General features: G+C 67.7%; 31 protein-coding genes. 1 reads left to right on the forward strand and 30 read right to left on the reverse strand.

Annotated features, from left to right (window positions below; genetic code table 11):
- Positions 1-10: 10 nt before the first annotated feature.
- The 4 genes from rpsM to JOD60_RS16275 form a co-directional block, all read right to left on the reverse strand.
- Complete coding sequence (gene rpsM, locus JOD60_RS16260) at positions 11-385, reverse strand: 30S ribosomal protein S13 (protein WP_076691630.1); 375 nt, start codon at positions 383-385, stop codon at positions 11-13.
- Between the two features lie 219 nt (positions 386-604).
- Positions 605-721: a 50S ribosomal protein L36 gene (gene rpmJ, locus JOD60_RS16265; RefSeq protein WP_005050492.1), complete on the reverse strand. Its 117-nt coding sequence runs from the start codon at positions 719-721 to the stop codon at positions 605-607.
- A gap of 62 nt (positions 722-783) precedes the next feature.
- Positions 784-1,005: a translation initiation factor IF-1 gene (infA, locus tag JOD60_RS16270; protein ID WP_017201569.1), complete on the reverse strand. Its 222-nt coding sequence runs from the start codon at positions 1,003-1,005 to the stop codon at positions 784-786.
- Positions 1,006-1,185: 180 nt separating this feature from the next.
- On the reverse strand, positions 1,186-1,872 hold the full coding sequence (locus JOD60_RS16275) for a DsbA family protein (RefSeq protein WP_076691631.1): 687 nt from the start codon (positions 1,870-1,872) through the stop codon (positions 1,186-1,188).
- A 287-nt stretch (positions 1,873-2,159) separates the two neighbouring features.
- Between JOD60_RS16275 and JOD60_RS16280 the strand changes: the two genes are divergently transcribed.
- Positions 2,160-3,131, forward strand: coding sequence for a hypothetical protein (locus JOD60_RS16280; protein WP_076691632.1), 972 nt, complete (start codon positions 2,160-2,162; stop codon positions 3,129-3,131).
- Positions 3,132-3,239: 108 nt separating this feature from the next.
- On the opposite strand, the gene map is transcribed toward JOD60_RS16280, so the two are convergent.
- From map to JOD60_RS16410, 26 genes are all read right to left on the reverse strand, one after another.
- The gene (map, locus tag JOD60_RS16285; RefSeq protein WP_076691633.1) at positions 3,240-4,082 is read right to left on the reverse strand and encodes a type I methionyl aminopeptidase; all 843 of its coding nucleotides are present in this window, start codon (positions 4,080-4,082) and stop codon (positions 3,240-3,242) included.
- Positions 4,082-4,699 carry an adenylate kinase gene (locus JOD60_RS16290; RefSeq protein WP_076691634.1) on the reverse strand — a complete coding sequence of 206 codons (618 nt, stop codon included), beginning with the start codon at positions 4,697-4,699 and terminating at the stop codon, positions 4,082-4,084. Before JOD60_RS16290 ends, map begins: the two co-directional genes overlap by 1 nt.
- Positions 4,696-6,024 carry a preprotein translocase subunit SecY gene (gene secY, locus JOD60_RS16295; RefSeq protein ID WP_076691635.1) on the reverse strand — a complete coding sequence of 443 codons (1,329 nt, stop codon included), beginning with the start codon at positions 6,022-6,024 and terminating at the stop codon, positions 4,696-4,698. The genes JOD60_RS16290 and secY overlap by 4 nt, the downstream gene beginning before the upstream one ends.
- A gap of 112 nt (positions 6,025-6,136) precedes the next feature.
- Complete coding sequence (rplO, locus tag JOD60_RS16300) at positions 6,137-6,730, reverse strand: 50S ribosomal protein L15 (RefSeq protein ID WP_076691636.1); 594 nt, start codon at positions 6,728-6,730, stop codon at positions 6,137-6,139.
- Positions 6,730-6,915: a 50S ribosomal protein L30 gene (gene rpmD, locus JOD60_RS16305; RefSeq protein WP_023954062.1), complete on the reverse strand. Its 186-nt coding sequence runs from the start codon at positions 6,913-6,915 to the stop codon at positions 6,730-6,732. Before rpmD ends, rplO begins: the two co-directional genes overlap by 1 nt.
- Positions 6,915-7,619 (reverse strand): 30S ribosomal protein S5, encoded by a 705-nt coding sequence (gene rpsE, locus JOD60_RS16310; RefSeq protein ID WP_076691637.1) that lies wholly within the window; start codon positions 7,617-7,619, stop codon positions 6,915-6,917. The genes rpmD and rpsE overlap by 1 nt, the downstream gene beginning before the upstream one ends.
- Positions 7,616-7,975 (reverse strand): 50S ribosomal protein L18, encoded by a 360-nt coding sequence (gene rplR, locus JOD60_RS16315; RefSeq protein WP_076691638.1) that lies wholly within the window; start codon positions 7,973-7,975, stop codon positions 7,616-7,618. The genes rpsE and rplR overlap by 4 nt, the downstream gene beginning before the upstream one ends.
- Positions 7,976-7,977: 2 nt before the next feature.
- On the reverse strand, positions 7,978-8,514 hold the full coding sequence (rplF, locus tag JOD60_RS16320; protein WP_076691639.1) for a 50S ribosomal protein L6: 537 nt from the start codon (positions 8,512-8,514) through the stop codon (positions 7,978-7,980).
- Positions 8,515-8,520: 6 nt separating this feature from the next.
- Positions 8,521-8,919 carry a 30S ribosomal protein S8 gene (rpsH, locus tag JOD60_RS16325; protein WP_076691640.1) on the reverse strand — a complete coding sequence of 133 codons (399 nt, stop codon included), beginning with the start codon at positions 8,917-8,919 and terminating at the stop codon, positions 8,521-8,523.
- An 86-nt stretch (positions 8,920-9,005) separates the two neighbouring features.
- The gene (gene rplE, locus JOD60_RS16330; RefSeq protein ID WP_076691641.1) at positions 9,006-9,596 is read right to left on the reverse strand and encodes a 50S ribosomal protein L5; all 591 of its coding nucleotides are present in this window, start codon (positions 9,594-9,596) and stop codon (positions 9,006-9,008) included.
- The gene (gene rplX / locus JOD60_RS16335) at positions 9,596-9,955 is read right to left on the reverse strand and encodes a 50S ribosomal protein L24 (protein ID WP_076691642.1); all 360 of its coding nucleotides are present in this window, start codon (positions 9,953-9,955) and stop codon (positions 9,596-9,598) included. The genes rplE and rplX overlap by 1 nt, the downstream gene beginning before the upstream one ends.
- A gap of 4 nt (positions 9,956-9,959) precedes the next feature.
- The gene (gene rplN, locus JOD60_RS16340) at positions 9,960-10,328 is read right to left on the reverse strand and encodes a 50S ribosomal protein L14 (RefSeq protein ID WP_018171454.1); all 369 of its coding nucleotides are present in this window, start codon (positions 10,326-10,328) and stop codon (positions 9,960-9,962) included.
- Between the two features lie 3 nt (positions 10,329-10,331).
- Positions 10,332-10,724: a 30S ribosomal protein S17 gene (rpsQ, locus tag JOD60_RS16345; RefSeq protein ID WP_076691643.1), complete on the reverse strand. Its 393-nt coding sequence runs from the start codon at positions 10,722-10,724 to the stop codon at positions 10,332-10,334.
- A complete protein-coding gene (rpmC, locus tag JOD60_RS16350; RefSeq protein ID WP_076691644.1) occupies positions 10,724-11,041 on the reverse strand; it encodes a 50S ribosomal protein L29 in 318 nt (105 codons plus the stop codon). Before rpmC ends, rpsQ begins: the two co-directional genes overlap by 1 nt.
- Positions 11,041-11,460 carry a 50S ribosomal protein L16 gene (rplP, locus tag JOD60_RS16355; protein ID WP_029145865.1) on the reverse strand — a complete coding sequence of 140 codons (420 nt, stop codon included), beginning with the start codon at positions 11,458-11,460 and terminating at the stop codon, positions 11,041-11,043. Before rplP ends, rpmC begins: the two co-directional genes overlap by 1 nt.
- On the reverse strand, positions 11,460-12,209 hold the full coding sequence (rpsC, locus tag JOD60_RS16360; protein WP_076691645.1) for a 30S ribosomal protein S3: 750 nt from the start codon (positions 12,207-12,209) through the stop codon (positions 11,460-11,462). The genes rplP and rpsC overlap by 1 nt, the downstream gene beginning before the upstream one ends.
- A complete protein-coding gene (gene rplV / locus JOD60_RS16365) occupies positions 12,209-12,616 on the reverse strand; it encodes a 50S ribosomal protein L22 (RefSeq protein ID WP_076691646.1) in 408 nt (135 codons plus the stop codon). The genes rpsC and rplV overlap by 1 nt, the downstream gene beginning before the upstream one ends.
- A 39-nt stretch (positions 12,617-12,655) precedes the next feature.
- Positions 12,656-12,937 (reverse strand): 30S ribosomal protein S19, encoded by a 282-nt coding sequence (rpsS, locus tag JOD60_RS16370; protein ID WP_017201589.1) that lies wholly within the window; start codon positions 12,935-12,937, stop codon positions 12,656-12,658.
- 12 nt (positions 12,938-12,949) lie between these two features.
- Positions 12,950-13,789 carry a 50S ribosomal protein L2 gene (gene rplB / locus JOD60_RS16375; protein ID WP_076691647.1) on the reverse strand — a complete coding sequence of 280 codons (840 nt, stop codon included), beginning with the start codon at positions 13,787-13,789 and terminating at the stop codon, positions 12,950-12,952.
- A gap of 25 nt (positions 13,790-13,814) precedes the next feature.
- Complete coding sequence (rplW, locus tag JOD60_RS16380) at positions 13,815-14,126, reverse strand: 50S ribosomal protein L23 (RefSeq protein WP_076691648.1); 312 nt, start codon at positions 14,124-14,126, stop codon at positions 13,815-13,817.
- On the reverse strand, positions 14,123-14,785 hold the full coding sequence (gene rplD, locus JOD60_RS16385) for a 50S ribosomal protein L4 (RefSeq protein WP_076691649.1): 663 nt from the start codon (positions 14,783-14,785) through the stop codon (positions 14,123-14,125). The genes rplW and rplD overlap by 4 nt, the downstream gene beginning before the upstream one ends.
- 2 nt (positions 14,786-14,787) lie before the next feature.
- Positions 14,788-15,447 (reverse strand): 50S ribosomal protein L3, encoded by a 660-nt coding sequence (gene rplC, locus JOD60_RS16390; RefSeq protein WP_076691650.1) that lies wholly within the window; start codon positions 15,445-15,447, stop codon positions 14,788-14,790.
- Between the two features lie 10 nt (positions 15,448-15,457).
- Positions 15,458-15,766: a 30S ribosomal protein S10 gene (rpsJ, locus tag JOD60_RS16395; RefSeq protein WP_005050520.1), complete on the reverse strand. Its 309-nt coding sequence runs from the start codon at positions 15,764-15,766 to the stop codon at positions 15,458-15,460.
- A 248-nt stretch (positions 15,767-16,014) separates the two neighbouring features.
- Positions 16,015-16,887 carry a class C sortase gene (locus JOD60_RS16400; RefSeq protein WP_232321646.1) on the reverse strand — a complete coding sequence of 291 codons (873 nt, stop codon included), beginning with the start codon at positions 16,885-16,887 and terminating at the stop codon, positions 16,015-16,017.
- A 101-nt stretch (positions 16,888-16,988) separates the two neighbouring features.
- Positions 16,989-18,479 (reverse strand): SpaH/EbpB family LPXTG-anchored major pilin, encoded by a 1,491-nt coding sequence (locus tag JOD60_RS16405; RefSeq protein ID WP_076691652.1) that lies wholly within the window; start codon positions 18,477-18,479, stop codon positions 16,989-16,991.
- Between the two features lie 43 nt (positions 18,480-18,522).
- Positions 18,523-21,405 carry a beta strand repeat-containing protein gene (locus JOD60_RS16410; protein ID WP_076691653.1) on the reverse strand — a complete coding sequence of 961 codons (2,883 nt, stop codon included), beginning with the start codon at positions 21,403-21,405 and terminating at the stop codon, positions 18,523-18,525.
- Positions 21,406-21,430 lie beyond the last annotated feature (25 nt).

Here is a 21,430-nt window from a genome sequence, read left to right on the forward strand (position 1 = left end):
GGGCCGCGCCTTAGCGCGCCTTCTTCTTGCCGGCGACGGTGCGCTTGGGGCCCTTGCGGGTACGCGCGTTGGTCTTCGTGCGCTGACCGCGCACCGGAAGGCCGCGGCGGTGGCGCAGACCTTCGTACGAGCCGATCTCGACCTTGCGGCGGATGTCGGCGGCGACCTCGCGGCGCAGGTCACCCTCCACCTTGTAGTTGCCTTCGATGTAGTCGCGCAGCGCGATCAGCTGGTCGTCCGAGAGGTCCTTGACGCGGATCGACTCGTCGATCTCGGTGGCCTTGAGGATCTCGACCGAACGGGTACGGCCGATGCCGTAGATGTAGGTGAGGGCGATCACCACGCGCTTGTCGCGCGGGATGTCAACGCCGGCAAGACGTGCCATGCGGTTTCTCCTAGGAGTACGTGGAGGTGTGGAGCAGGATCGGTGCCCGGGCCTCCACCCGGGGTGTCCCCCACCGCAGTGGGATCTGATCCTGCCTGTATGTATTGAGTTGTGGGCTTGCGGAGGTTTCGGCTTACTCGCGAGGTTTCGGCTCGCTTCGCTCGCTCAACCTTGACGTTCGCGGCTCAACGCTCCTACGTCGCATTGAGCCGACTCACGTCAACCCTGGCGCTGCTTGTGGCGCGGGTTGGACTTGCAGATGACCATCACGCGGCCGTGGCGGCGGATGACCTTGCAGTGGTCGCAGATGGGCTTGACGGAGGGGTTGACCTTCATGATGTTCTTTCGCTGTCTTCACCGGGCAGGCCGAAGCCTGGGGTGTTACTTCTCGACCGGTCTCAGCGGTAGCGGTAGACGATGCGACCCCGGGTGAGGTCGTAGGGCGAGAGCTCCACGACGACACGGTCCTCGGGGATGATGCGGATGTAGTTCTGCCGCATCTTGCCGGAGATCGTCGCGAGGACCTTGTGTCCGTTGCTCAGCTCAACGCGGAACATCGCGTTGGGCAGCGCCTCGGAGATCACGCCCTCGATCTCGATGACTCCGTCTTTCTTCGCCATACGCTCGCTTACGCTCGGCAGACCGGTCGGTCTGCGGTGGATGGGTTGTGGTGCGGCGACACGCCAATGAAGGCGCAAGGCACCAAAGATCCAGTGTACGTGATAGGTGCGCGTCCGGCAAACCGCCGGCATCCGCCCCGCCCGTGCGGACGGGCGCCGTCCTACTGGAAGAGCCCCGTCTTACTGGAAGAGTGTCGCGAACTGCCCCTCGGCGGGGATCGTCGAGTTCGCGATGACCTCGCCGTTGACGGCGAGGGTCGGCGTGCCGATGCCGCTGGACCCCGGCTGCACGGGCGTCTTCTGCGTCATCGCGCTGACGAACTGCGTGTAGGTGCCATCGGTGACGCACGAGTCGATGCCCGTGACGCCGACGCTGGCGGCGATCTCGATGATCTCCGCGTCGGTGAGGCCGGTGGAGTTCTCTTCGGGCTGCTTCGCGAACATGGCCTGCATGAAGGGCACCGCGGCATCCGGGTCAGCCTCGGCGACGCAGTACATCGCGTTCGCGGCACGCGTGGAGAACTCGGTGCCCTGCGAGTAGCGGTCGAGGATCGCGATCGGGTGGATGTTGAGGGTGATGGTGCCGTCGCCCACGAGGTCGAGGATCTCGTCGCCGTACGTCTGCTCGAACGAGTTGCAGATGGGGCACATGAAGTCGATGTAAGTGTCGAGCGTCTGCTCGCCAGCGCCCACGACGACGGCGCCCGTCTCCTGGTCGATGCCCGAGCCGCTGGGCGCTGTCCCCGGGTCGGTCGCGGCGTTGTTCATCCAGACCACGAGTCCGATCACGAGGGCGATGACGACGACGACCGCCACGCTCACCCAGATCGCGAACCAGTTCGTCTTGCCCGCCGCTGCCTGTGCCATTGCCCGCGCCTCTCTGGCCCCGGCATCCGCCCGCGCCGTCTTCTATCTTCCCCCATCCGCGCCTATGCATTCCCCGTGAGCCCTTCCCCCGCGCCCGCCCGCGCGGTACGGATTCTCGCGAGACGGCACATTCGTGGCGAGACGGCATACGACACACCCCGTCTCGCCACAGATGCGCCGTCTCGCGCCGGAGCATCGCCTCCCCCACAACGCCCGAGGTGGCGAAGTTGTCCACGGTTGCGCTGTGACCCGCCCCACGACGCGCGTCGGATATCCACACTGGCGGCATGCCCCTTCTGCTCCGCGATCGCGCCCAGCTCATCACGCCCACGACGCTGCTCACGGCGCGCGATGCCGCGGCTGCGGGCATACGGCCCACGCATCGCACGCACCATCGGGTGCGCGCCGGCGTATGGACCCCGCTCGCGCACTGGCAGTCGCTGGCTCCGTGGGAGCGCTACGCCGCCCGCGTGCACGCTTACTTGCGCATCTGCCCGGACGCGATCTTGTGCCTCGAGTCCGCCGCGGTGATCCACGGCATCCCGCTGTTCGGTGAGGCTCGCGACATCCACGTCTACGATCCCAGCGCGACGAAGTCGACGCGTTTCGGCGACGTCGTCGTGCACGCCAGCGCCGATGCCCGCGACGTCGTCACTGTCGGGGGCATTCTCGTGACGAGCATGGTCGACACGGTCGTCGACCTGGCGCGCGTGCTGCCGCCGGCGCAGGCGCTGACCGTGGCGGATGCCGCGGTGTCCCCCGTGCAGGGTGGTGTTCTCCGCCTGGAGCAGCTCCGCGACCGCGCCGCCGGTCAGATCAACTCCCGGGGGCGCGCCCGCCTCCGCTGGGTGTGGGACCGCGTGAACGGCGTCGCGGAGTCACCGGCCGAAGTCGTCAGCCGCGCTGTCATCGAATGGACCGGATTCGAAGAACCGGTGCAACAGCCGGTCTTCCACTACGAAGGCCACGCCGACCGCACGGACTTCGGGTTCCGTTCCAACCGGGCCCTGTGCGAAGCCGACGGATGGGGCAAGTACGACCTCGATGATCCCGCGCGGGCCGAAGCGCACCTCCGCAACGAGAAGACGCGCGAGGATCGCCTGCGCCGCCACGGTCATCCGTTCGGGCGATGGGATGGCGCCGGCGCAACGAAGGTGACGCCGCTGGTGCGTGCGCTGCAGGCGACGGGGCTCCGCCCGTGCCACCCGGAGCAGCCCGCCATGCTCGCCACGCTGCGCCGCAGCCCGCGCACGCTGTAGCGCGCCGACCCGGCGAGACGGCAGATCCGTGGCGAGACGGCATGCGTCGCGTGCCGTCTCGGCACGGATACCCCGTCTCGCGGAAAGGGCGCCCGCGGCGCGCGGGGGTCAGGCAGGCGGAGTGGGGGTGACGCCGTAGGGGGCGAGGCCGGCGGCGCCCCCGTCGGCGGCGGTCAGCACCCAGATGCCCCCCTCGTGCACGGCGACGCTGTGCTCCCAGTGCGCGCCGTCGCTGCCGTCGACGGTCGTGACCGTCCAGTCGTCGTCCTCCACGAACGTCTCGTCCGAGCCCGACGTCACCATCGGCTCGATCGCCAGGCACAGGCCCGGCCGTACGGCGGGCCCGAGATCGGCCACGCGGTAGTTGAAGACCGTGGGACCCTCGTGCATGCGCCGCCCGATCCCGTGGCCGACGTAGTCGCGCAGGATGCCGTAGCTCACGCCGTCCGCCGCACCCGCCCGCTCGATCGACCCCTGCACCGCGTCGCCGACCTCGCCGACCCGCGCGGCGGACGCCAGCGCGGCGATGCCGGCCCACAGCGACCCCTCGGTGACGTCGGACAGCCGCTGCCGCGGCGCCACGACGTCCGGAGCGCCGCCGGGCACGACGAGCGTGATGGCGGAGTCGCCGTTCCAGGCCTTGAACTGCGCGCCCGCGTCGATCGAGACGATGTCACCGGGCTCCAGCACGCGCTCCCCCGGGATGCCGTGCACCACCTGGTCGTTGACCGAGATGCACGTCGTATGCCGGTATCCGCGCACCAGCTGGAAGTTCGACTCCGCGCCGCGCGCGGTGATGACGGCGGATGCCGCGGCATCCAGCTCTGCGGTCGTCACCCCGGGCGCAATCAGCTCGCGGACGGCGTCGAGGGCCGCGGCCGTGATGAGGCCGGGCTCGACCATCGCGCGCAGCTGCGCGGGGGTCTTGTACAGCGAGCGCCGCAGACCCATCAGGCCGCCGGCGTGATGCCGCGCGCGGTCAGCGCGGCGACGATCCGCTCGAAGACCTCATCGAGCGTGCCGACGCCGTCGACCGCGTCGACGATGCCGCGTTCGCGGTAGACGTCGAGGATCGGCGCGGTCTCGGACTCGTAGATCGACAGCCGCTTCGCGATCGATTCCTCGTTGTCGTCGGCGCGGCCCTGCTCGGTCGCCCGCAGCGCGATGCGGCGGATCGACTCGTCACGCGGCACCGACAGCTCGATGACCGCGGTCAGCGGCTCGCCCCGCTCGTCGAGAAACGCGTCCAGGTCGCCGACCTGGCCGAGGTTGCGCGGGTATCCGTCGAGCAGAAACCCCTGCGCGGCGTCGTCCTGCGACAGCCGGTCGCGCACGATCTCGCCGGTCAGCGCGTCGGGGACGAGGTCGCCCGCGTCGATGATCGCCTTGACCTTCAGGCCCAGCTCGGTGCCGTCCTTCACGTTGGCGCGGAACACGTCGCCCGTCGATACCGCAGGAATGCCGTAGGCCTGCGCGATGCGCACGCCCTGGGTTCCCTTGCCCGAGCCCTGCGGACCGATGATCAGCAGCCGCGGCTGGGCGCCGCCCTGAGCCTGTCCCAAGGTCATCGCAGGAGTCCTTCGTAGTGGCGCTGCTGCAGCTGCGCATCGATCTGCTTCACCGTCTCAAGGCCGACGCCGACGATGATGAGGATCGAGGCGCCGCCGAACGGGAAGTTCTGGTTGGCGCCGACCGTCGCGAGGGCGATGAGCGGCAGCAGCGCGATGAGACCGAGATAGATCGAGCCCGGCAGGGTGATGCGCGTCAGCACGTAGTCCAGGTACTCCGCGGTGGGACGACCGGCACGGATGCCGGGAATGAAGCCGCCGTACTTCTTCATGTTGTCGGCGACCTCGACCGGGTTGAACGTGATAGCGACGTAGAAGTACGTGAAGCCGACGATCAGCAGGAAGTACAGCAGCATGTACAGCGGGTGGTCGCCCTTGGTGAGGTACGCCTGGATCCACGCCACCCAGCCGGGGACATTGCCGTCGGCATCCGGAGTCTGGTTGAACTGCGCGATGAGCGCCGGGATGTACAGCAGCGACGAGGCGAAGATGACGGGCACGACGCCGGCCATGTTGACCTTGATCGGGATGTACGTGTTCGTGCCGCCGAGCGTGCGACGGCCCACCATGCGCTTGGCGTACTGCACCGGGATGCGCCGCTGCGACTGCTCCACGAACACGACCAGGGCGACGACGACGATGCCGACGGCGAGGACCATGAGGAAGATCTCGAAGCCGCGGGCCTGCCAGATCGACCACATCGCGACCGGGAAGGTCGCGGCGATCGAGGTGAAGATGAGGATCGACATGCCGTTGCCGACGCCGCGCTCGGTGACGAGCTCGGCGAACCACATGATGAGGCCGGTGCCGGCGGTCAGCGTGATGATCATCAGCAGCTGCGCCCACCACACGTCGTTGGTCAGCAGGGCGTTGCACTCCGCGATGCCGGTGGTGCCGAACAGCTGACCCGAGCGAGCCACGGTGACGAGGGTCGTCGACTGCAGCAGCGCCAGCGCGATCGTCAGGTACCGGGTGTACTGCGTGAGCTTCGCCTGGCCGGACTGGCCCTCCTTGTACAGCGCCTCGAAGTGCGGGATCACGACGCGCAGCAGCTGGACGATGATCGTCGCGGTGATGTAGGGCATGACGCCCAGCGCGAAGATCGACAGCTGCAGCAGCGCGCCACCGGAGAACAGGTTCACCAGGGATAGCAGGCCTTCGCTGGCCGAGCCGGTCTGGTCGAGGCAGGACTGCACGTTCGGGAAGTTCACGAACGGTGCGGGCACGTGCGCGCCGAAGCGGTAGATGGCGATGACGCCGAGGGTGAAGGCGATCTTCCGCCGGAGGTCCGGCGTACGGAAGACCCGCGCGATGGCGCTGAACAAAGAATCCTCCAGGGGATTTCCTGCAGTGAGAGTGACCGGCGTCTCGGGGGACACCGTTTCCCAGAGTACGGCAACAGGGGCCGGAGGCTCGCCTCCGGCCCCTGCCGTGGAATTACTTGACCGAACCGCCCGCGGCGACGATCTTCTGCTCGGCCGAACCCGAGACCTTGTCGACGGCGACGGTGAGCTTGACCGAGATGTCGCCGGTGCCGAGCACCTTGACCTTCTCGTTCTTGCGCACCGCACCCTTGGCGACGAGGTCGCTCACGGTGACGTCGCCACCGGAGGGGTACAGCTCGGCGAGCTTGTCGAGGTTGACCACCTGATACTCGACGCGGAACGGGTTCTTGAACCCGCGCAGCTTCGGCGTACGCATGTGCAGCGGCATCTGGCCGCCCTCGAAGCCGACCTTCACCTGGTAGCGGGCCTTCGTGCCCTTGGTGCCGCGGCCGGCGGTCTTGCCCTTCGAGCCCTCACCGCGACCGACACGGGTCTTCGCGGTGTTGGATCCGGGAACCGGACGCAGGTGGTGCACCTTCAGCACACCGGGGCGGGAGGCCTCGGCATCCTTCTTGGGAGCAGCCTTCTTGGCGGGCGCCTTCTTCTCGGCGGCAGCCTTGGCAGCGGCCGGCTTCTTGGCGGCGGCCTTCTTCTCGGTGTTCTTCTCGGCGACCTCTTCGGTCACCTTCTCAGCCTTCTCGGCCATCAGTCGATCTCCTCAACCTTGACGAGGTGCGCGACGGTCTTGACGTAGCCGCGCGTCTGCGCGTCGTCGGGACGGACGACGGAGTCGCCGATCCGCTTGAGACCCAGCGAACGCAGCGTGTCACGCTGGTTCTGCTTCTCGCTCACCTTGGACTTGACCTGGGTCACCTTGAGGCGCGCAGCCATCAGGCACCTCCCTTTGCAGCGGCCAGGGCGTCGGCCTCGGCACGGATCAGACGGGCAGGAGCCACCTGGTCGAAGTCGAGACCGCGACGAGCGGCGACCGCACGGGGCTCCTCGAGCTGCTTGAGCGCCTCGACGGTCGCGTGCACGATGTTGATCGTGTTGGACGAGCCGAGGGACTTCGAGAGCACGTCGTGGATGCCGGCGCACTCGAGCACGGCACGCACCGGACCACCGGCGATGACACCGGTACCGGCGGCAGCCGGACGCAGCAGCACGACGCCGGCAGCGGCCTCACCCTGCACCGGGTGCGGGATGGTGGAGCCGGCACGGGGAACCCGGAAGAAGTTGCGCTTGGCCTCTTCGACACCCTTCGAGATGGCGAGCGGGACCTCACGCGCCTTGCCGTAGCCGACGCCGACCAGACCGTTGCCGTCACCCACGACGACAAGCGCCGTGAAGCTGAAGCGGCGACCGCCCTTGACGACCTTGGACACGCGGTTGATCGTCACGACGCGCTCGAGGAACTGGCTCTTCTCGGCGTCGCGCGACCCGCGGTCGCGGGTCTGGCTGCGCTCGCGGCCACCGCGGCGCGGCTCACGCTCGCGCTCGACGGGCGCCTCAGCGGCTGCCGTCTGCGCGGTCGTACCCTCAGTGGCCTGTTCGGTCACTTCGTTCTCCACATTCTGAGTAGTTGCATCGCTCACAGGTTCAGACCTCCCTCGCGGGCGCCTTCGGCGATCGCTGCGACACGGCCCGCGTAGCGGTTGCCACCGCGGTCGAACACGACGTCCGAGACGCCGGCGGCCTTCGCACGCTCGGCGACGAGCTCGCCGACCTTGCGGGCCTTGGCGGTCTTGTCACCGTCGAACGTGCGCAGGTCGGCCTCGAGGGTCGACGCGGATGCCACGGTGTGACCCTTGCTGTCGTCGACCAGCTGGACGAAGACGTGGCGGGCCGAGCGGGTGACGACCAGGCGCGGACGCGCCTCGGTGCCCACGACCTTCTTGCGAAGGCGGAGGTGACGACGCGTGCGTGCGTCGCTCTTCGACTTGACAGCCATGGTTACTTACCAGCCTTTCCGGCCTTGCGGCGAACGACCTCGCCCGCGTAGCGCACACCCTTGCCCTTGTACGGCTCGGGCTTGCGGATCTTGCGGATGTTCGCGGCGGCCTCACCGACGGCCTGCTTGGAGATGCCGCTGACGGTGAGCTTGTTGTTGCCCTCGACGGTCAGCGTGATGCCGGCCGGCGCCTCGACGAGCACCGGGTGCGAGAAGCCGAGTGCGAACTCGACCGCCGTGCCCTTCTGCGCGACGCGGTAACCGGTGCCGACGACCTCGAGGCCCTTGGTGTAGCCCTGGGTCACGCCGATGATGTTGTTGTTGATGAGCGTGCGGGTCAGGCCGTGCAGCGAGCGCGACTCGCGCTCGTCGTCGGGACGGGTGACCAGAACCTGGCCCTCCTCGACCTTGACCTCGATGGGCTTGGCGACGGTGAGCACGAGCTCACCCTTCGGGCCCTTGACGGCGACATCCTGGCCGTCCACCGAAACGGTGACGCCGGCGGGGATGTCGATGGGAAGACGTCCGATACGCGACATGTCAGATCACCACACGTAGGCGAGGACTTCCCCACCCACGCCCTTCTGCTCGGCCTGACGGTCGGTGAGAAGACCGGAGGAGGTGGACAGGATCGCGATGCCCAGGCCGCCGAGGACGGTGGGGAGCTCGGTGGACTTCGCGTAGACGCGCAGACCCGGCTTGGAGACGCGCTTGATGCCGGCGATCGACCGCTCGCGGTTCGGGCCGTACTTGAGGTTCAGCGTGAGGGTCTGGCCGACGCGAGCGTCGGAGACCTCCCACGACGAGATGTAGCCCTCCTGCTGGAGGATCTCGGCGATGTGGGTCTTGAGCTTGGAGCTCGGCAGCGACACGGAGTCGTGGTGCGCCGAGTTCGCGTTGCGCAGACGGGTCAGCATGTCAGCGACCGGGTCTGTCATCGTCATTTCTTGGTTTCCTTTGTTCAGTGGTTTCGGATGCCGTTACACGACAGCCGACCTTCTTGAGGTCCGGCCGGATGGCCGGGGGTGTGTCAGGCCTGAGCGTCGTCCGTCTTGAACGGGAAGCCCAGCTGGCGGAGCAGCGAGCGGCCCTCGGCATCCGTCTTCGCGGTCGTGACGACCGTGATGTCGAAGCCGCGGACGCGGTCGATCTTGTCCTGGTTGATCTCGTGGAAGACCGACTGCTCCTGCAGACCGAACGTGTAGTTGCCGTTGCCGTCGAACTGCTTCGGCGACAGGCCGCGGAAGTCGCGGATGCGGGGCAGGGCGAGGTTCACCAGACGGTCGAGGAACTCCCACGCACGGTCGCCGCGGAGGGTGACGTGCGCGCCGATGGCCTGGCCCTCGCGCAGCTTGAACTGCGCGATGGACTTGCGGGCCTTCGTGACGACCGGCTTCTGGCCGGTGATCTTGGTGAGGTCGTCGACCGCGCCGTCGATCACCTTGGAGTCGCGAGCAGCCTCGCCGACACCGGTGTTCACGACGACCTTGACGATCCCGGGGATCTGCATGACGTTGGCGTAGCCGAACTCTTCCTGCAGGGCCTTCTTGATCTCGGTCTGGTACTTCGCCTTCAGACGGGGCTGGATTTTGCCAGCCTCGAGGGCAGTGGTGGTGCTCATCAGAGGTCCTTACCGCTCTTCTTCGCGTAGCGCACGCGGACGTTGCGCTTCACGCCGTCCTTCGTCTGCTCCTCGACGCGGTGACCGACACGGGTCGGCTTCTTGGTCGAGGGGTCGACGAGGGCGACGTTGGAGATGTGGATCGGGGCTTCCATCGTCTCGATGCCGCCCGTCTTGGTGCCGCGCTGCGACTGGCCGACGCGGTTGTGCTTGGTGACGTAGTTGACGCCCTCGACGATGACACGGTTCGACTCGACGAGAACGTCGAGAACCTTGCCCTGCTTGCCGCGGTCGCCGCCCTTGTCCTGCTTCTTGCCAGTGATGACCTGAACGAGGTCACCCTTCTTGATCTTGGCCATGCGGTCAGATCACCTCCGGTGCGAGCGAGACGATCTTCATGAACTTCTTGTCGCGAAGCTCACGGCCGACCGGGCCGAAGATGCGGGTGCCGCGGGGCTCCCCGTCGTTCTTCAGGATGACGGCGGCGTTCTCGTCGAACTTGATGTAGGAACCGTCGGCACGACGGGTCTGCTTGACGGTGCGGACGACGACGGCCTTGACCACGTCGCCCTTCTTGACGTTGCCGCCGGGGATCGCGTCCTTGACGGTCGCCACGATGATGTCGCCCAGTCCGGCGTAGCGGCGGTTGGAACCACCGAGCACGCGGATCGTGAGCAGCTCCTTGGCGCCGGTGTTGTCGGCGACCTTGAGGCGGGACTCAGTCTGGATCATTTCTTACTTCGCCTTCTCGAGGATCTCGACCAGGCGCCACCGCTTGGTGGCGCTGAGCGGCCGGGTCTCGTTGATGAGAACGAGGTCGCCGATGCCGGCGGTGTTCTGCTCGTCGTGGGCCTTGACCTTCGACGTGCGACGGATGACCTTGCCGTAGAGCGGGTGCTTCACGCGGTCCTCGACTTCGACGACGATGGTCTTGTCCATCTTGTCGCTGACGACGTAGCCGCGGCGCGACTTGCGGTAGCCACGGGCGTCCGCGTCGCGGACGTCGTGAGCGGCGTGCTCGTGGCCGGCCTCGACCGGAGCCTCGACGACGGCGTCCGCCGCAGCGGCGGCAGCCTTCTTCGCGGGCGCCTTCTTGGCGGGAGCCTTCTTCTCAGTGGTCTCAGCCATCACTCGGCCTCTTCCTTCGCGGCAGCGTCATCGGCGGCATCCGCCTTCTTCGTCGCCTTCTTCTTCGCCTTGGGCGCGACCTCGACGGGCGCGGGCGTGGCACGGATGCCGAGCTCGCGCTCACGGATCACGGTGTACAGCCGCGCGATGTCGCGCTTGACCGCACGGATGCGGCCGTGGCTCTCGAGCTGGCCGGTGGCCGACTGGAAGCGCAGGTTGAACAGCTCTTCCTTGGCCTTGCGCAGCTCTTCGACGAGGCGCTGGTCCTCGAACGTGTCCAGCTCGCTGGGTGCGAGCGTCTTGGTTCCGACAGCCATTACGCGTCGCCCTCCTCGCGCTTGATGATGCGTGCCTTCAGCGGCAGCTTGTGGATTGCACGGGTCAGCGCCTCACGAGCGAGCTGCTCGTTGACACCGGCGACCTCGAACAGGACGCGACCCGGCTTGACGTTGGCGACCCACCACTCCGGCGAACCCTTACCGGAACCCATGCGGGTTTCGGCCGGCTTCTTGGTCAGCGGACGGTCGGGGTAGATGTTGATCCACACCTTGCCGCCACGCTTGATGTGACGCGTCATCGCGATACGAGCGGACTCGATCTGACGGTTCGTCACGTACGCGGGGGTCAGCGCCTGGATGCCGAACTCGCCGAAGGAGACCTTCGTGCCGCCGGTGGCCTGGCCCGAGCGACCCGGGTGGTGCTGCTTGCGGTACTTGACCTTGCGGGGGATAAGCATTATGCCGATGCTCCTTCTGCGACGGGGGCCTCGTTGCGGGGGCCACGACGGGGACGGTCGCCCCGGTCACGAGCGGGCTTCTGGTTGGCCTGCTCGCGCGCGAGCTCCTTGGCCGTCAGGTCGCCCTTGTAGATCCAGACCTTCACGCCGATGCGGCCGAAGGTGGTCTTGGCCTCGTAGAAGCCGTAGTCGATGTTCGCGCGGAGCGTGTGCAGGGGCACACGGCCTTCGCGGTAGAACTCCGAACGGCTCATCTCGGCGCCGCCGAGACGGCCGGAGACCTGGATGCGGATGCCCTTGGCACCGGCGCGCTGGGCGCCCTGCAGGCCCTTGCGCATCGCGCGGCGGAACGCCACACGTGCGGAGAGCTGCTCGGCGATGCCCTGTGCGACGAGCTGGGCGTCGGCCTCGGGGTTCTTGACCTCGAGGATGTTCAGCTGGATCTGCTTGCCGGTGAGCTTCTCGAGGTCGGCGCGGATGCGCTCGGCCTCGGCGCCACGGCGACCGATCACGATGCCCGGACGGGCGGTGTGGATGTCGACGCGGACGCGGTCACGGGTGCGCTCGATCTCGATGCCGGACACGCCGGCGCGGTCGAGCTGCGTCTGCAGGAGCTTGCGGATCTTGATGTCCTCGGCCACGTAGTCGGCGTAACGCTGGCCCGGCTTCGTGGAGTCGGAGAACCAACGCGACACGTGGTCCGTGGTGATGCCGAGGCGGAAGCCGTACGGGTTGACCTTCTGTCCCATTACTTGCTCGCCTTCTTCTTAGCAGCGGTTGCTGAGCCCGTCGACGCATCGGCGACCTCGGGGGTCGCGAGCTCGACGGTGATGTGGCTCGTGCGCTTCTTGATCTGGAACGCGCGGCCCTGAGCGCGGGGCTGGAAACGCTTCAGCGTCGTGCCCTCGTCGACGTACGCGTTGCGCACGTACAGGTCCTGCTCGTCCAGGAACTCGCCGTCCTTGTCCGCCTTCACGCGGGCGTTGGCGACCGCAGCGGCAACGAGCTTGTAGATCGGCTCGCTGGCACTCTGGGGCGCGAACTTCAGGATGGCCAGGGCCTCCTGAGCCTGCTTGCCCTTGATGAGCGCGACGACACGACGAGCCTTCTGAGGGGTCACGCGAATGTGCTTGACGCGTGCGATGGAATCCACCATGTCTCTCCTCCTCTAGTCCTCTCCAGGATCACCACCGCGTCAGCGGCGGCGGCCCTTCTTGTCGTCCTTCTCGTGGCCGCGGAAGGTGCGGGTGGGCGCGAACTCGCCCAGCTTGTGGCCGACCATGGTCTCGGACACGAACACGGGGATGTGCTTGCGTCCGTCGTGCACGGCGATCGTGTGACCCAGCATGGCCGGGATGATCATCGAACGGCGCGACCAGGTCTTGATGACGTTCTTGGTGCCGGCTTCGTTCTGGACGACCACCTTGCGAAGCAGGTGCTCGTCGACGAAGGGGCCCTTCTTAAGGCTGCGAGGCATCTTCCTCTACTCCTACTTGCGCTTCTTGCCGGCGTTGCGACGGCGGACGATGTACTTGTCGCTTTCCTTGTTGGGGTGGCGGGTACGACCCTCAGCCTGGCCCCAAGGAGAGACGGGGTGACGTCCACCGGACGTCTTGCCCTCGCCACCACCGTGCGGGTGGTCGACGGGGTTCATCGCGACACCGCGGACGGTCGGGCGCACGCCCTTCCAGCGCTTGCGGCCGGCCTTGCCCCAGTTGATGTTCGACTGCTCGGCGTTGCCGACCTCGCCGATCGTGGCGCGGCAGCGCGCGTCGACGTTGCGGATCTCGCCCGAGGGCAGACGCAGCTGCGCGTAGGGGCCGTCCTTGGCGACGAGACGCACCGACACACCGGCCGACCGCGCGATCTTCGCGCCGCCGCCGGGGCGGAGCTCGATGGCGTGGATGACGGTACCGGTGGGGATGTTCTTCAGCGGCAGGTTGTTGCCCGGCTTGATGTCGGCCGAGGCACCCGACTCGACGATGTCGCCCTGCGCCAGCTTGTTCGGCGCCAGGATGTAGCGCTTCTCGCCGTCGACGTAGTGCAGCAGCGCGATGCGCGCGGTGCGGTTGGGGTCGTACTCGATGTGAGCGACCTTGGCGTTCACGCCGTCCTTGTCATTGCGACGGAAGTCGATGACGCGGTACTGACGCTTGTGACCGCCACCGATGTGACGGGTGGTGATGCGGCCCTGGTTGTTGCGGCCACCGGTCTTCGACAGCGGGCGCAGCAGCGACTTCTCGGGCGTCGATCGGGTGATCTCGGCGAAGTCGGCCACCGACGAACCGCGACGACCGGGGGTCGTGGGCTTGTACTTGCGAATAGCCATGTTCTCTAGTCCTCTATCCCAGCGGTCAGCCGACGGCCGTGAAGATGTCGATGGTGCCCGACTTCAGCGTGACGATGGCGCGCTTGGTGTCCTTGCGCTTGCCGGTGCCGAAGCGGGTGCGACGGGCCTTGCCCGCGCGGTTGAGCGTGTTCACCGCGGCGACCTTGACGCCGAAGATCTTCTCGATCGCGAGCTTGATCTCGGTCTTGGAGGCGCGGGGGTCCACGAGGAACGTGTACTTGCCCTCGTCGATGAGCCCGTAGCTCTTCTCCGAGACGACCGGCTTCAGGATGACGTCGCGCGGGTCCTTGTTGACGGCGATGTTCGCGGTGCTCATGCCGAGACCTCCTCGGTGGTGGCGCTCTTGGACGCGACAAACGCGTCGTAGGCGGCCTTGGTGAAGACGATGTCGTCCGAGACGAGCACGTCGTAGGCGTTGAGCTGGCCGGCGTCGAGCACGTGGACGTACCCGAGGTTGCGGACGCTCTTGACGGTCAGCTCGTCGCCACGCTCGGTGACCACGAGGACGTTCTTGACGGCGCCGAGACCGGACAGCACGGATGCCGCGGCCTTCGTCGACGGCGCGCCGTCGATGCCGAAGGAGTCGACGATGTGCAGACGGCCGCCGCGAGCACGATCGCTGAGCGCGCCCAGCAGGGCGGCGGCGATCATCTTCTTGGGGGTGCGCTGGCCGTAGTCGCGCGGCTTCGGGCCGTGGACGATGCCGCCACCGGTCATGTGCGGCGCGCGGATCGAGCCCTGGCGGGCGTTACCCGTGCCCTTCTGCTTGAAGGGCTTGCGGCCGGCACCGGAGACCTCACCGCGACGCTTGGTCGAGTGGGTGCCCTGGCGAGCCGCGGCGAGCTGCGCGACGACGACCTGGTGGATGAGGGGGATGTTCGTCTTGACGTCGAAGATGGCGGCGGGCAGCTCCACGGAGCCGGCCTTCTTGCCGTCGGCCTTCACGACGTCGAGCGCGAGAGTCGAGTCAGCCATGATCAGGCACCCTTCACTGCGTTGCGGACGTAGACGATGCGGCCGCGCGCGCCGGGGACGGCGCCCTTGACGAGCAGCAGACCCTTCTCGGCGTCGACGGCGTGCACCGTGAGGTTGAGGACGGTCACGCGCTCGCCACCCATACGGCCGGCCATGCGCATGCCCTTGAAGACACGGCTCGGGGTCGACGAGGCGCCGATCGAACCGGGCTTGCGGTGGTTGCGGTGCGCACCGTGCGAGGCGGAGACACCCTTGAAGTTGTGACGCTTCATGACACCCGCGGTGCCCTTGCCCTTGCTGGTGCCGACGACGTCGACCAGCTGGCCGGCCTCGAAGGTGGCGTCCACGGTGAGCTCCTGGCCCAGCGTGTAGTCACCGGCATCCGCCGTGCGCACCTCGGTGAGGTGACGACGAGGGGTGACCCCGGCGGCCTCGAAGTGGGCCGTGAGGGGCTGGTTGACCTTGCGGGGGTCGATCTGCCCGTAGGCGATCTGGACGGCGTTGTAGCCGTCGCGCTCGGGCGTGCGCACCTGGGTGACCACGTTGGGGGCCACCTCGATGACGGTGACGGGAACGAGCTTGCCGTTCTCGTCCCAGACCTGGGTCATGCCCAGCTTCGTGCCGAGCAGGCCCTTGGAAACCTTTTCGTTGATGTGTGCCATGAACGGGACCTCAGAGCTTGATCTCGATGTTGACGTCGGCCGGGAGGTCGAGGCGCATAAGCGAGTCGACGGCCTTGGGCGTCGGGTCGATGATGTCGATCAGGCGCTTGTGGGTGCGCATCTCGAAGTGCTCGCGGCTGTCCTTGTACTTGTGGGGCGAACGAATGACGCACACCACGTTCTTCTCGGTCGGAAGCGGCACGGGGCCGACGACCGTGGCGCCCGCGCGGGTGACCGTGTCGACGATCTTGCGCGCCGACGTGTCGATGACCTCGTGGTCATACGACTTCAGGCGAATGCGGATCTTCTGTCCCGCCATTGTCTGCTCTCTCTCTTCTCGCGTCATACCTCACGGGCATTGGACGCACGGTGGTGCTCTCGCACCGGATGCTGCACCGCTGTTCTGATGTCAACCCGCGCGCGGACGCGCGGTATCCACCTGAACTGGGGGTGGATGTCTGTTCTGCTGCCCGCGGCCTAGACTCTGAGCTCTCGCCGGTCTATGCACTGCCCTGGCAGTGATCCCGCCGCGCTTTCGCGCACGCAGGAATGTGGAACCTGACTAGTCTACGTGTCGCCCGGGCGTGTCGCAAACCCGGGCGTGTCGCGGTCTTCGACGGGCACCGTGGGTCGGCGCCCGGCGACCGTGACGTACACCCCGAGGAGGATCACCACACCCCCGAAGGTCACCGCCCACCAGGGGAACCCGGGCACATCCGGATGCCGACCGGCGTCGCTCACGTCCTTGACGGGAGTGGGCAGGATCCGCTCGCCCGTCACGAGGATCCGGTGGCTGTTGATCCCGAGCGGGGTGCAGGTCACGAGGGTGACCAGATCGTTGCCGCGCTGCGGTCGCAACGTCTCCGTGTCATCCGGCGCCACGATGCGGGTGTCGATGATGCGGTAGGTGAGGACCTCGCCGAAGACCTCGATCGTGAACGTGTCCCCCATCGTGAGCAGATCGAGATGGGTGAACAGCTCCGAGGTCGCGAGTCCGCGATGGCCGGTGAGCACCGCATGCGTGGATTCTCCGCCGACCGGGAGTGCCGTCCCTTCGAGATGACCCACGCCATGCTCGAGCACGTCGTCGCTCGTGCCGTGGTAGATCGGGAGGTCGACATTGATCGCGGGGATCTTGAGGCGCGCCATGAGGCCGAGATCGTCCGCATGCAGCAGATCTGCGTAGTCCGCGTGGGCGGCGGCATCCACCTCGGACTGGGGTTTGCGCTCTCCCGCGGCGAAGATCGATGTCCCCCCGATGAGAGCCTGGTTGTACTCCTCGGCGCGCTGGATCTCCTCGACGCGGTGCTCGGCGCTCAGCGCACCGATGCTGTCGGTGTACTCGTCGATCTGCTGGGACTGCTGAAGCTGTGTGAACCACGCAGCGGCGCTCGGGTAGAGCAGCAACGCGGCACCGGCGAGGCCGATCAGCGCGATCACGACGCTGAGCCCTGATACCCGCCGCGGCCGACGCATGCGCCGATGCCGGGGCGCGGAGTCCTCCCCATCCCCCGGCATCGGTTCAGTCATGCTCGTGCCGGTCAGGCCTGGACGGCCTCGTGGCGACGGCGACGTGCGGCCACCAGGACCGCCGCACCTGCCGCGATGACCACGAGCGCCACGCCACCAACGCCGAACCACAGTGCGCCGTCACCACCGGTCAGCGGCAGCGCCCACGCGGGCACCTGCGCGTACGGCACATCCACGTAATTCTTCGGCGCCGCCGGGTCTGAGGTCCCCGCCGTGATCGTCGTAGCGACCTGGGTGTTCGCAGGCAGCTGGTAGCCCGCCGGGGGCGTGACGAGCACGAGGGTGTAGTTACCGGGACGCAGCTCGGGAACGGTCAGCAGGCCGTTCGCGTCGGAGGTCCAGGAGTTCACACCGTTCACGACGACGGTGTTGCCCGCTGCGTCCTTCACCCGGTAGACGCCGCCGGCAAGCGGCGTCGTGGTGCCCGTGACGTGCGTGAACACCTGCAGCTGCCCGAAGGTCGTCGTGGCGGTGGCGGTGTTTCCCGACTTGCCGTTGACGTCGCTCGTCGCGCTGTTGGTGATGACGCCGTTCGCAGGCACACCCACGACGCGCGTGAGCACGTCGAACGTGACCGTGCCGCCGGGCGCCTGAGTGCTGAGCTTGGTCAGACCCGTCGACGTGAAGGTCACGGTGCGGGTGGTCCCGGTCGCGGGCGAGATCGTGTAGTCGGTGCCGGCGGTCATCGCGACGGCGGTCGTGCCGTCGGCCTTCACGGCCGTGACGGTTCCGGCGGGGAGGCCGAGAGCGACAGCTGCGGCATCCGTCACGAATGCGAGCTGGGCCGCGTCGATGACGTCGGTGAGCACGAAGCTCGAGATCGTGCCGGACGCGAGCACGGGGACCTTCGCCGTGATCGCCCAGCGCGCCAGGTCTGCGCCGGCGGCGATGTCCGCCGCCGTGGTGGTCTCGGACTTCCCGAGCGAGGTCACCGCGTTCTTGGGGTACACGTGCACGTCGTAGATCCAGGTGTTCGACGGCGTGGCCGTCGGGCCGGTCGCGAACGGGACCGACACGAGGAACGGCGCCGCGGCCTCGGTCACCGACGAGGGGGTGCCCGTCTCGGTGACGAGGTAGAGACCGAAGGGCGGCGTCGCCGTCGCGGTGCCGGAGCCTGTCGTGGTGACCGAGGCCGCCGCGCCGAGACCGGCGGCGGTCGCCGCGGTGACGGGGTTGGCCGGCGCCATGATCGACTGCACCGAAGCCCAGCCGGCCGCCGTCTTGAGGTCGTAGTTCGCGACGCGCTGGATGCTGAACGTGACGCCGTTCAGGGGCGTGCCGGTCACGGTCTGCTCCTGCCCGTTGCCGGGCGTGACACCGTTCGCGCCGAAGCGCTCGTACTTGTGGATGGTCAGCGTGCCCTGGGTGCCGGTGATGTTGCCGACACCGGTCGCGGCCGAGGCCGGACCGGCGGCTGCCAACGTGCCGAAGAGCGCGATCGCGACGACGCCGACGGCGGCCGCGAAACGCCGGGCGATGCCCGGACGGATGCTGGTGTTCATTCTTTCTGCTTTCTCGGGGGTATCAGCGGTGTGGCGGGAAGGGTCAGGTGTGCTGTATGCGCGTGCGGCGGCGACGCTGCCAGAAGGCGAGACCCGCCATCAGCGCGAGCAACAGGGCACCGGAGATGAGGAACACGTCGGTGCTGGTTCCGCCCGTGAGCGGAAGGACGACTGCGGGGATCTTGTCGTTGACGAAGCGATAGACCGCCGTCTGGCCAGCTGCCGGCGCCGTGATCTCAGTCGATTCGACGTCGACCCACACTCCGTCGCTCAGTCGCTGCAGCGCGAGCTGACGGTATGCGATCGTGCTGGACGGGTTCGCGAGCGCTTCGCTGAGGGTGTAGGTGTGATCCGGGCGCACCTCGAACGTGCTCGCCGGATTGCCCGCGGAGGAGTACTCCGCGCCCGCTCGCGTCTCCGTGGGGATCGACACGCCGGAGAGCGTCGTCGGCGTGGCCGTGACGTTCCAGGTCGAGGCCGTGAAGCCGGCCGAAGGCGTGACGACGTTCTTCAGAAGCGTCAGCGTGGCAGTCCGGAGAGTTACCGCGCAGTTCACTGCGCTGCCGGCGACGAGGGAGACGAGGCCTCCCGACGTCACCGTCACCGCGGAGCCGTCTTGGTCGGCGCATGTCCAGGCGCCGGCAACGTAGGTTCCTGGACCGCCCGTCGCGGCGAGCTGGTAGCCGGTGGCCGGGGTCACTGTCCTGTTCGTCGCACCTGTGGAGCCGGTGGTGCCTGTCGGCCCCGCCGCCGAACCGGACGGACCGGTTGCGCTGAGGTTCCACGCGGTGGGGAGGGCGGAGCCCGAACCCACCGAGGCCGTCAGGGTCAGCGTCGTCGCCTTGAGCCGATTGACGAAGCCACACGCGACGGCGTCGCCCGGAGCGATGTCGGCGACCGACCCGCCCGTGGCCGCGGTGAACGTGACGGTGCGCGTCACTCCGGAGAGAGATGTCACCTGGCACTGTGCGCTGACGAATGTGTGCGTGGTCTTCTGCGTCTCCGACACCGCGACCGTCGCGCGCGAAGCCGCCGTCGCGAAGAATATCTGCCACGACGCGGACCCCGACGCCGCGGTGGTCTGCGTCGTCGCCGCCGGGGTCGTGGTGACGCCGGTTCCGCTCGGCACGACGCCCAGGACCCATCCCGATCCGGGCTGCGGGTTGGCGCCCGTGACGTCCTGCACCTGCTTGGTGACCGTGACGGTGGCGAGCAGCGGCGAGTTCGTGATCGTGCAGACGACGGCGACTCCTGCGACGGTGGCCGCCGGGATCGCGATCGTGCCGGAGGAGCCTGTGCCGCTCGCTAAGACGCTCGTTCCGTTCCGGCACTCCCACGCCGACGTGTAGTTCGTGAGCGCCGATGTCGACCCCGCAGCCATGACCTCACTGAAGTCGTATGACTGCCCGGAGATCACCTGCCTCGCGGCGATGGACTGCGTCTGCACGCCCGTCGCGCTGCCCGACGTCGTCGCGGTCGCGATGTCGGACGTCGACCCGGCCGAGCGCAGACGCAGCACGAACTGATCTGAGGCGGCGGCGCGGCTGACGATGTTCTTGCGGACGCTGAGGGTGCTCGGCGCGTTGACGGTGAGCGTCGCCGTCTCGGGCGAGTTGAGGATCGTCGTGACATTGCTCGCACCGTTGGTGTAGACGCCGGGCGTGCTCGAGGTGACGTTGACCGTCACGGTGCACGATGTCGCACCGGTTGCGAAATCCACCCCGGACACAGTGACCACTGAGGATCCTGCGTTGGCGGTGCGGACGAGCGCCGAACCCGTCGTGCTCGTGCAGGTTCCCCCGATCGTCGGTGTCGCCGCGACCACGAGCCCCGAAGGCAGCGCGTCGGAGAACGACATATCTGCCTTGGCAGCCAGCTCGCTCGTGTTGTTGATCGTGAACGTCAGCGTCGAGACTTCCCCCGCCGTGACGCTCGTCGGCGCGAAGCTCTTGTCGAGGCTTGGAGTGACGTCGATCAGGCGGAGGTTGTCGACGCCGAAGTCGTTGCCCTCGGACGCAGTCGTCTGGTTGCGCACGCGCAACTGAGCCGTCGCGAGCCGGGCGGGCGTGAGCAGCTGCGACCCCGCGGCGGTGAAGCGCCCCGCGCGCACCGACGTGCCGCCGTTGTCCCAGGGATTGCTGCCCGCGCCTTGCGGAGTCGGTGAGGTGTAATAGCCGGCGCCGCTGGCCGAGCAGGCCTGAATCGCGGTCGGAGTGACAGACGTCTCCGTACCGGAGACGACGAGCGAGAGATTGATCCGCGAGTTGTTCGCCCCACTCAAGTAACTGCAGGATGCCTCCACGACGTCGATCGACGCGGTGTAGTACCGGTTCGTTGTGGCGCTCACGCCGATCGCCGAGCTCGTCATGACGATCTGATTCGCCGTTCCCGTGCCCCCGTCAGTGGTCCACTCAGCGACGGCGTGGTTGTTCTGGGTGCCACTCGTCGACCCGTTCGCCGGAGCTCCTGCTGTCCCGCCGGATACACCCGCGGCGACCTGACCGAGCACATCGGCCATGCGCCGCCCGTTCATCTGCGCGACGGCGGCGACCTCGACCGTGCAGAACGGCGCGGAGAACGAGGCGACGTTGCCGTTGGCCGATCGGCTTGCGAGATAGCTCAGGACGACGCCGTTGCAGTTTCCATAGTCAAACCAGTAGGTGGCGCCCGTGTAGGTCGTCCCCGCAGCGGACTGATAGGTGCCCAACCGCGTGGGAGCTGTTCCCTGGCCATTCTCGAACGTCTCCGCCCAGACCTGCGTGGGCGCCTCCGTGACGCCGGCAGCCATCGGGACGATGCCGATTGCGGCGGCGGCATCCGCTCCCGCGACTGCCGTCGCAGAAGGAGCCACGCACAGAGCGCCGACCACGGCGAGCGTGGTGGCGACGATGATCGTCGCCTTCCGGCGCGCACGAATGAACCGCATGTCTGCCCTCCGAGTCGCTGCAGAT

The organism is Microbacterium aurum (assembly GCF_016907815.1).
Classification (GTDB): Bacteria; Actinomycetota; Actinomycetes; order Actinomycetales; family Microbacteriaceae; genus Microbacterium; species Microbacterium aurum.

Coding starts and splice junctions, on each gene's coding strand:
- rpsM (WP_076691630.1), bottom strand. CDS start 385: ATGGCACGTCTTGCCGGCGTTGACATCCCGCGCGACAAGCGCGTGGTG.
- rpmJ (WP_005050492.1), bottom strand. CDS start 721: ATGAAGGTCAACCCCTCCGTCAAGCCCATCTGCGACCACTGCAAGGTC.
- infA (WP_017201569.1), bottom strand. CDS start 1,005: ATGGCGAAGAAAGACGGAGTCATCGAGATCGAGGGCGTGATCTCCGAG.
- JOD60_RS16275 (WP_076691631.1), bottom strand. CDS start 1,872: ATGGCACAGGCAGCGGCGGGCAAGACGAACTGGTTCGCGATCTGGGTG.
- JOD60_RS16280 (WP_076691632.1), top strand. CDS start 2,160: ATGCCCCTTCTGCTCCGCGATCGCGCCCAGCTCATCACGCCCACGACG.
- map (WP_076691633.1), bottom strand. CDS start 4,082: ATGGGTCTGCGGCGCTCGCTGTACAAGACCCCCGCGCAGCTGCGCGCG.
- JOD60_RS16290 (WP_076691634.1), bottom strand. CDS start 4,699: ATGACCTTGGGACAGGCTCAGGGCGGCGCCCAGCCGCGGCTGCTGATC.
- rplO (WP_076691636.1), bottom strand. CDS start 6,730: ATGGCCGAGAAGGCTGAGAAGGTGACCGAAGAGGTCGCCGAGAAGAAC.
- rpmD (WP_023954062.1), bottom strand. CDS start 6,915: ATGGCTGCGCGCCTCAAGGTGACCCAGGTCAAGTCCAAGGTGAGCGAG.
- rplR (WP_076691638.1), bottom strand. CDS start 7,975: ATGGCTGTCAAGTCGAAGAGCGACGCACGCACGCGTCGTCACCTCCGC.
- rplF (WP_076691639.1), bottom strand. CDS start 8,514: ATGTCGCGTATCGGACGTCTTCCCATCGACATCCCCGCCGGCGTCACC.
- rpsH (WP_076691640.1), bottom strand. CDS start 8,919: ATGACGATGACAGACCCGGTCGCTGACATGCTGACCCGTCTGCGCAAC.
- rplE (WP_076691641.1), bottom strand. CDS start 9,596: ATGAGCACCACCACTGCCCTCGAGGCTGGCAAAATCCAGCCCCGTCTG.
- rplX (WP_076691642.1), bottom strand. CDS start 9,955: ATGGCCAAGATCAAGAAGGGTGACCTCGTTCAGGTCATCACTGGCAAG.
- rplN (WP_018171454.1), bottom strand. CDS start 10,328: ATGATCCAGACTGAGTCCCGCCTCAAGGTCGCCGACAACACCGGCGCC.
- rpsQ (WP_076691643.1), bottom strand. CDS start 10,724: ATGGCTGAGACCACTGAGAAGAAGGCTCCCGCCAAGAAGGCGCCCGCG.
- rpmC (WP_076691644.1), bottom strand. CDS start 11,041: ATGGCTGTCGGAACCAAGACGCTCGCACCCAGCGAGCTGGACACGTTC.
- rplP (WP_029145865.1), bottom strand. CDS start 11,460: ATGCTTATCCCCCGCAAGGTCAAGTACCGCAAGCAGCACCACCCGGGT.
- rpsC (WP_076691645.1), bottom strand. CDS start 12,209: ATGGGACAGAAGGTCAACCCGTACGGCTTCCGCCTCGGCATCACCACG.
- rplV (WP_076691646.1), bottom strand. CDS start 12,616: ATGGTGGATTCCATCGCACGCGTCAAGCACATTCGCGTGACCCCTCAG.
- rpsS (WP_017201589.1), bottom strand. CDS start 12,937: ATGCCTCGCAGCCTTAAGAAGGGCCCCTTCGTCGACGAGCACCTGCTT.
- rplB (WP_076691647.1), bottom strand. CDS start 13,789: ATGGCTATTCGCAAGTACAAGCCCACGACCCCCGGTCGTCGCGGTTCG.
- rplW (WP_076691648.1), bottom strand. CDS start 14,126: ATGAGCACCGCGAACATCGCCGTCAACAAGGACCCGCGCGACGTCATC.
- rplD (WP_076691649.1), bottom strand. CDS start 14,785: ATGGCTGACTCGACTCTCGCGCTCGACGTCGTGAAGGCCGACGGCAAG.
- rplC (WP_076691650.1), bottom strand. CDS start 15,447: ATGGCACACATCAACGAAAAGGTTTCCAAGGGCCTGCTCGGCACGAAG.
- rpsJ (WP_005050520.1), bottom strand. CDS start 15,766: ATGGCGGGACAGAAGATCCGCATTCGCCTGAAGTCGTATGACCACGAG.
- JOD60_RS16405 (WP_076691652.1), bottom strand. CDS start 18,479: ATGAACACCAGCATCCGTCCGGGCATCGCCCGGCGTTTCGCGGCCGCC.
- JOD60_RS16410 (WP_076691653.1), bottom strand. CDS start 21,405: ATGCGGTTCATTCGTGCGCGCCGGAAGGCGACGATCATCGTCGCCACC.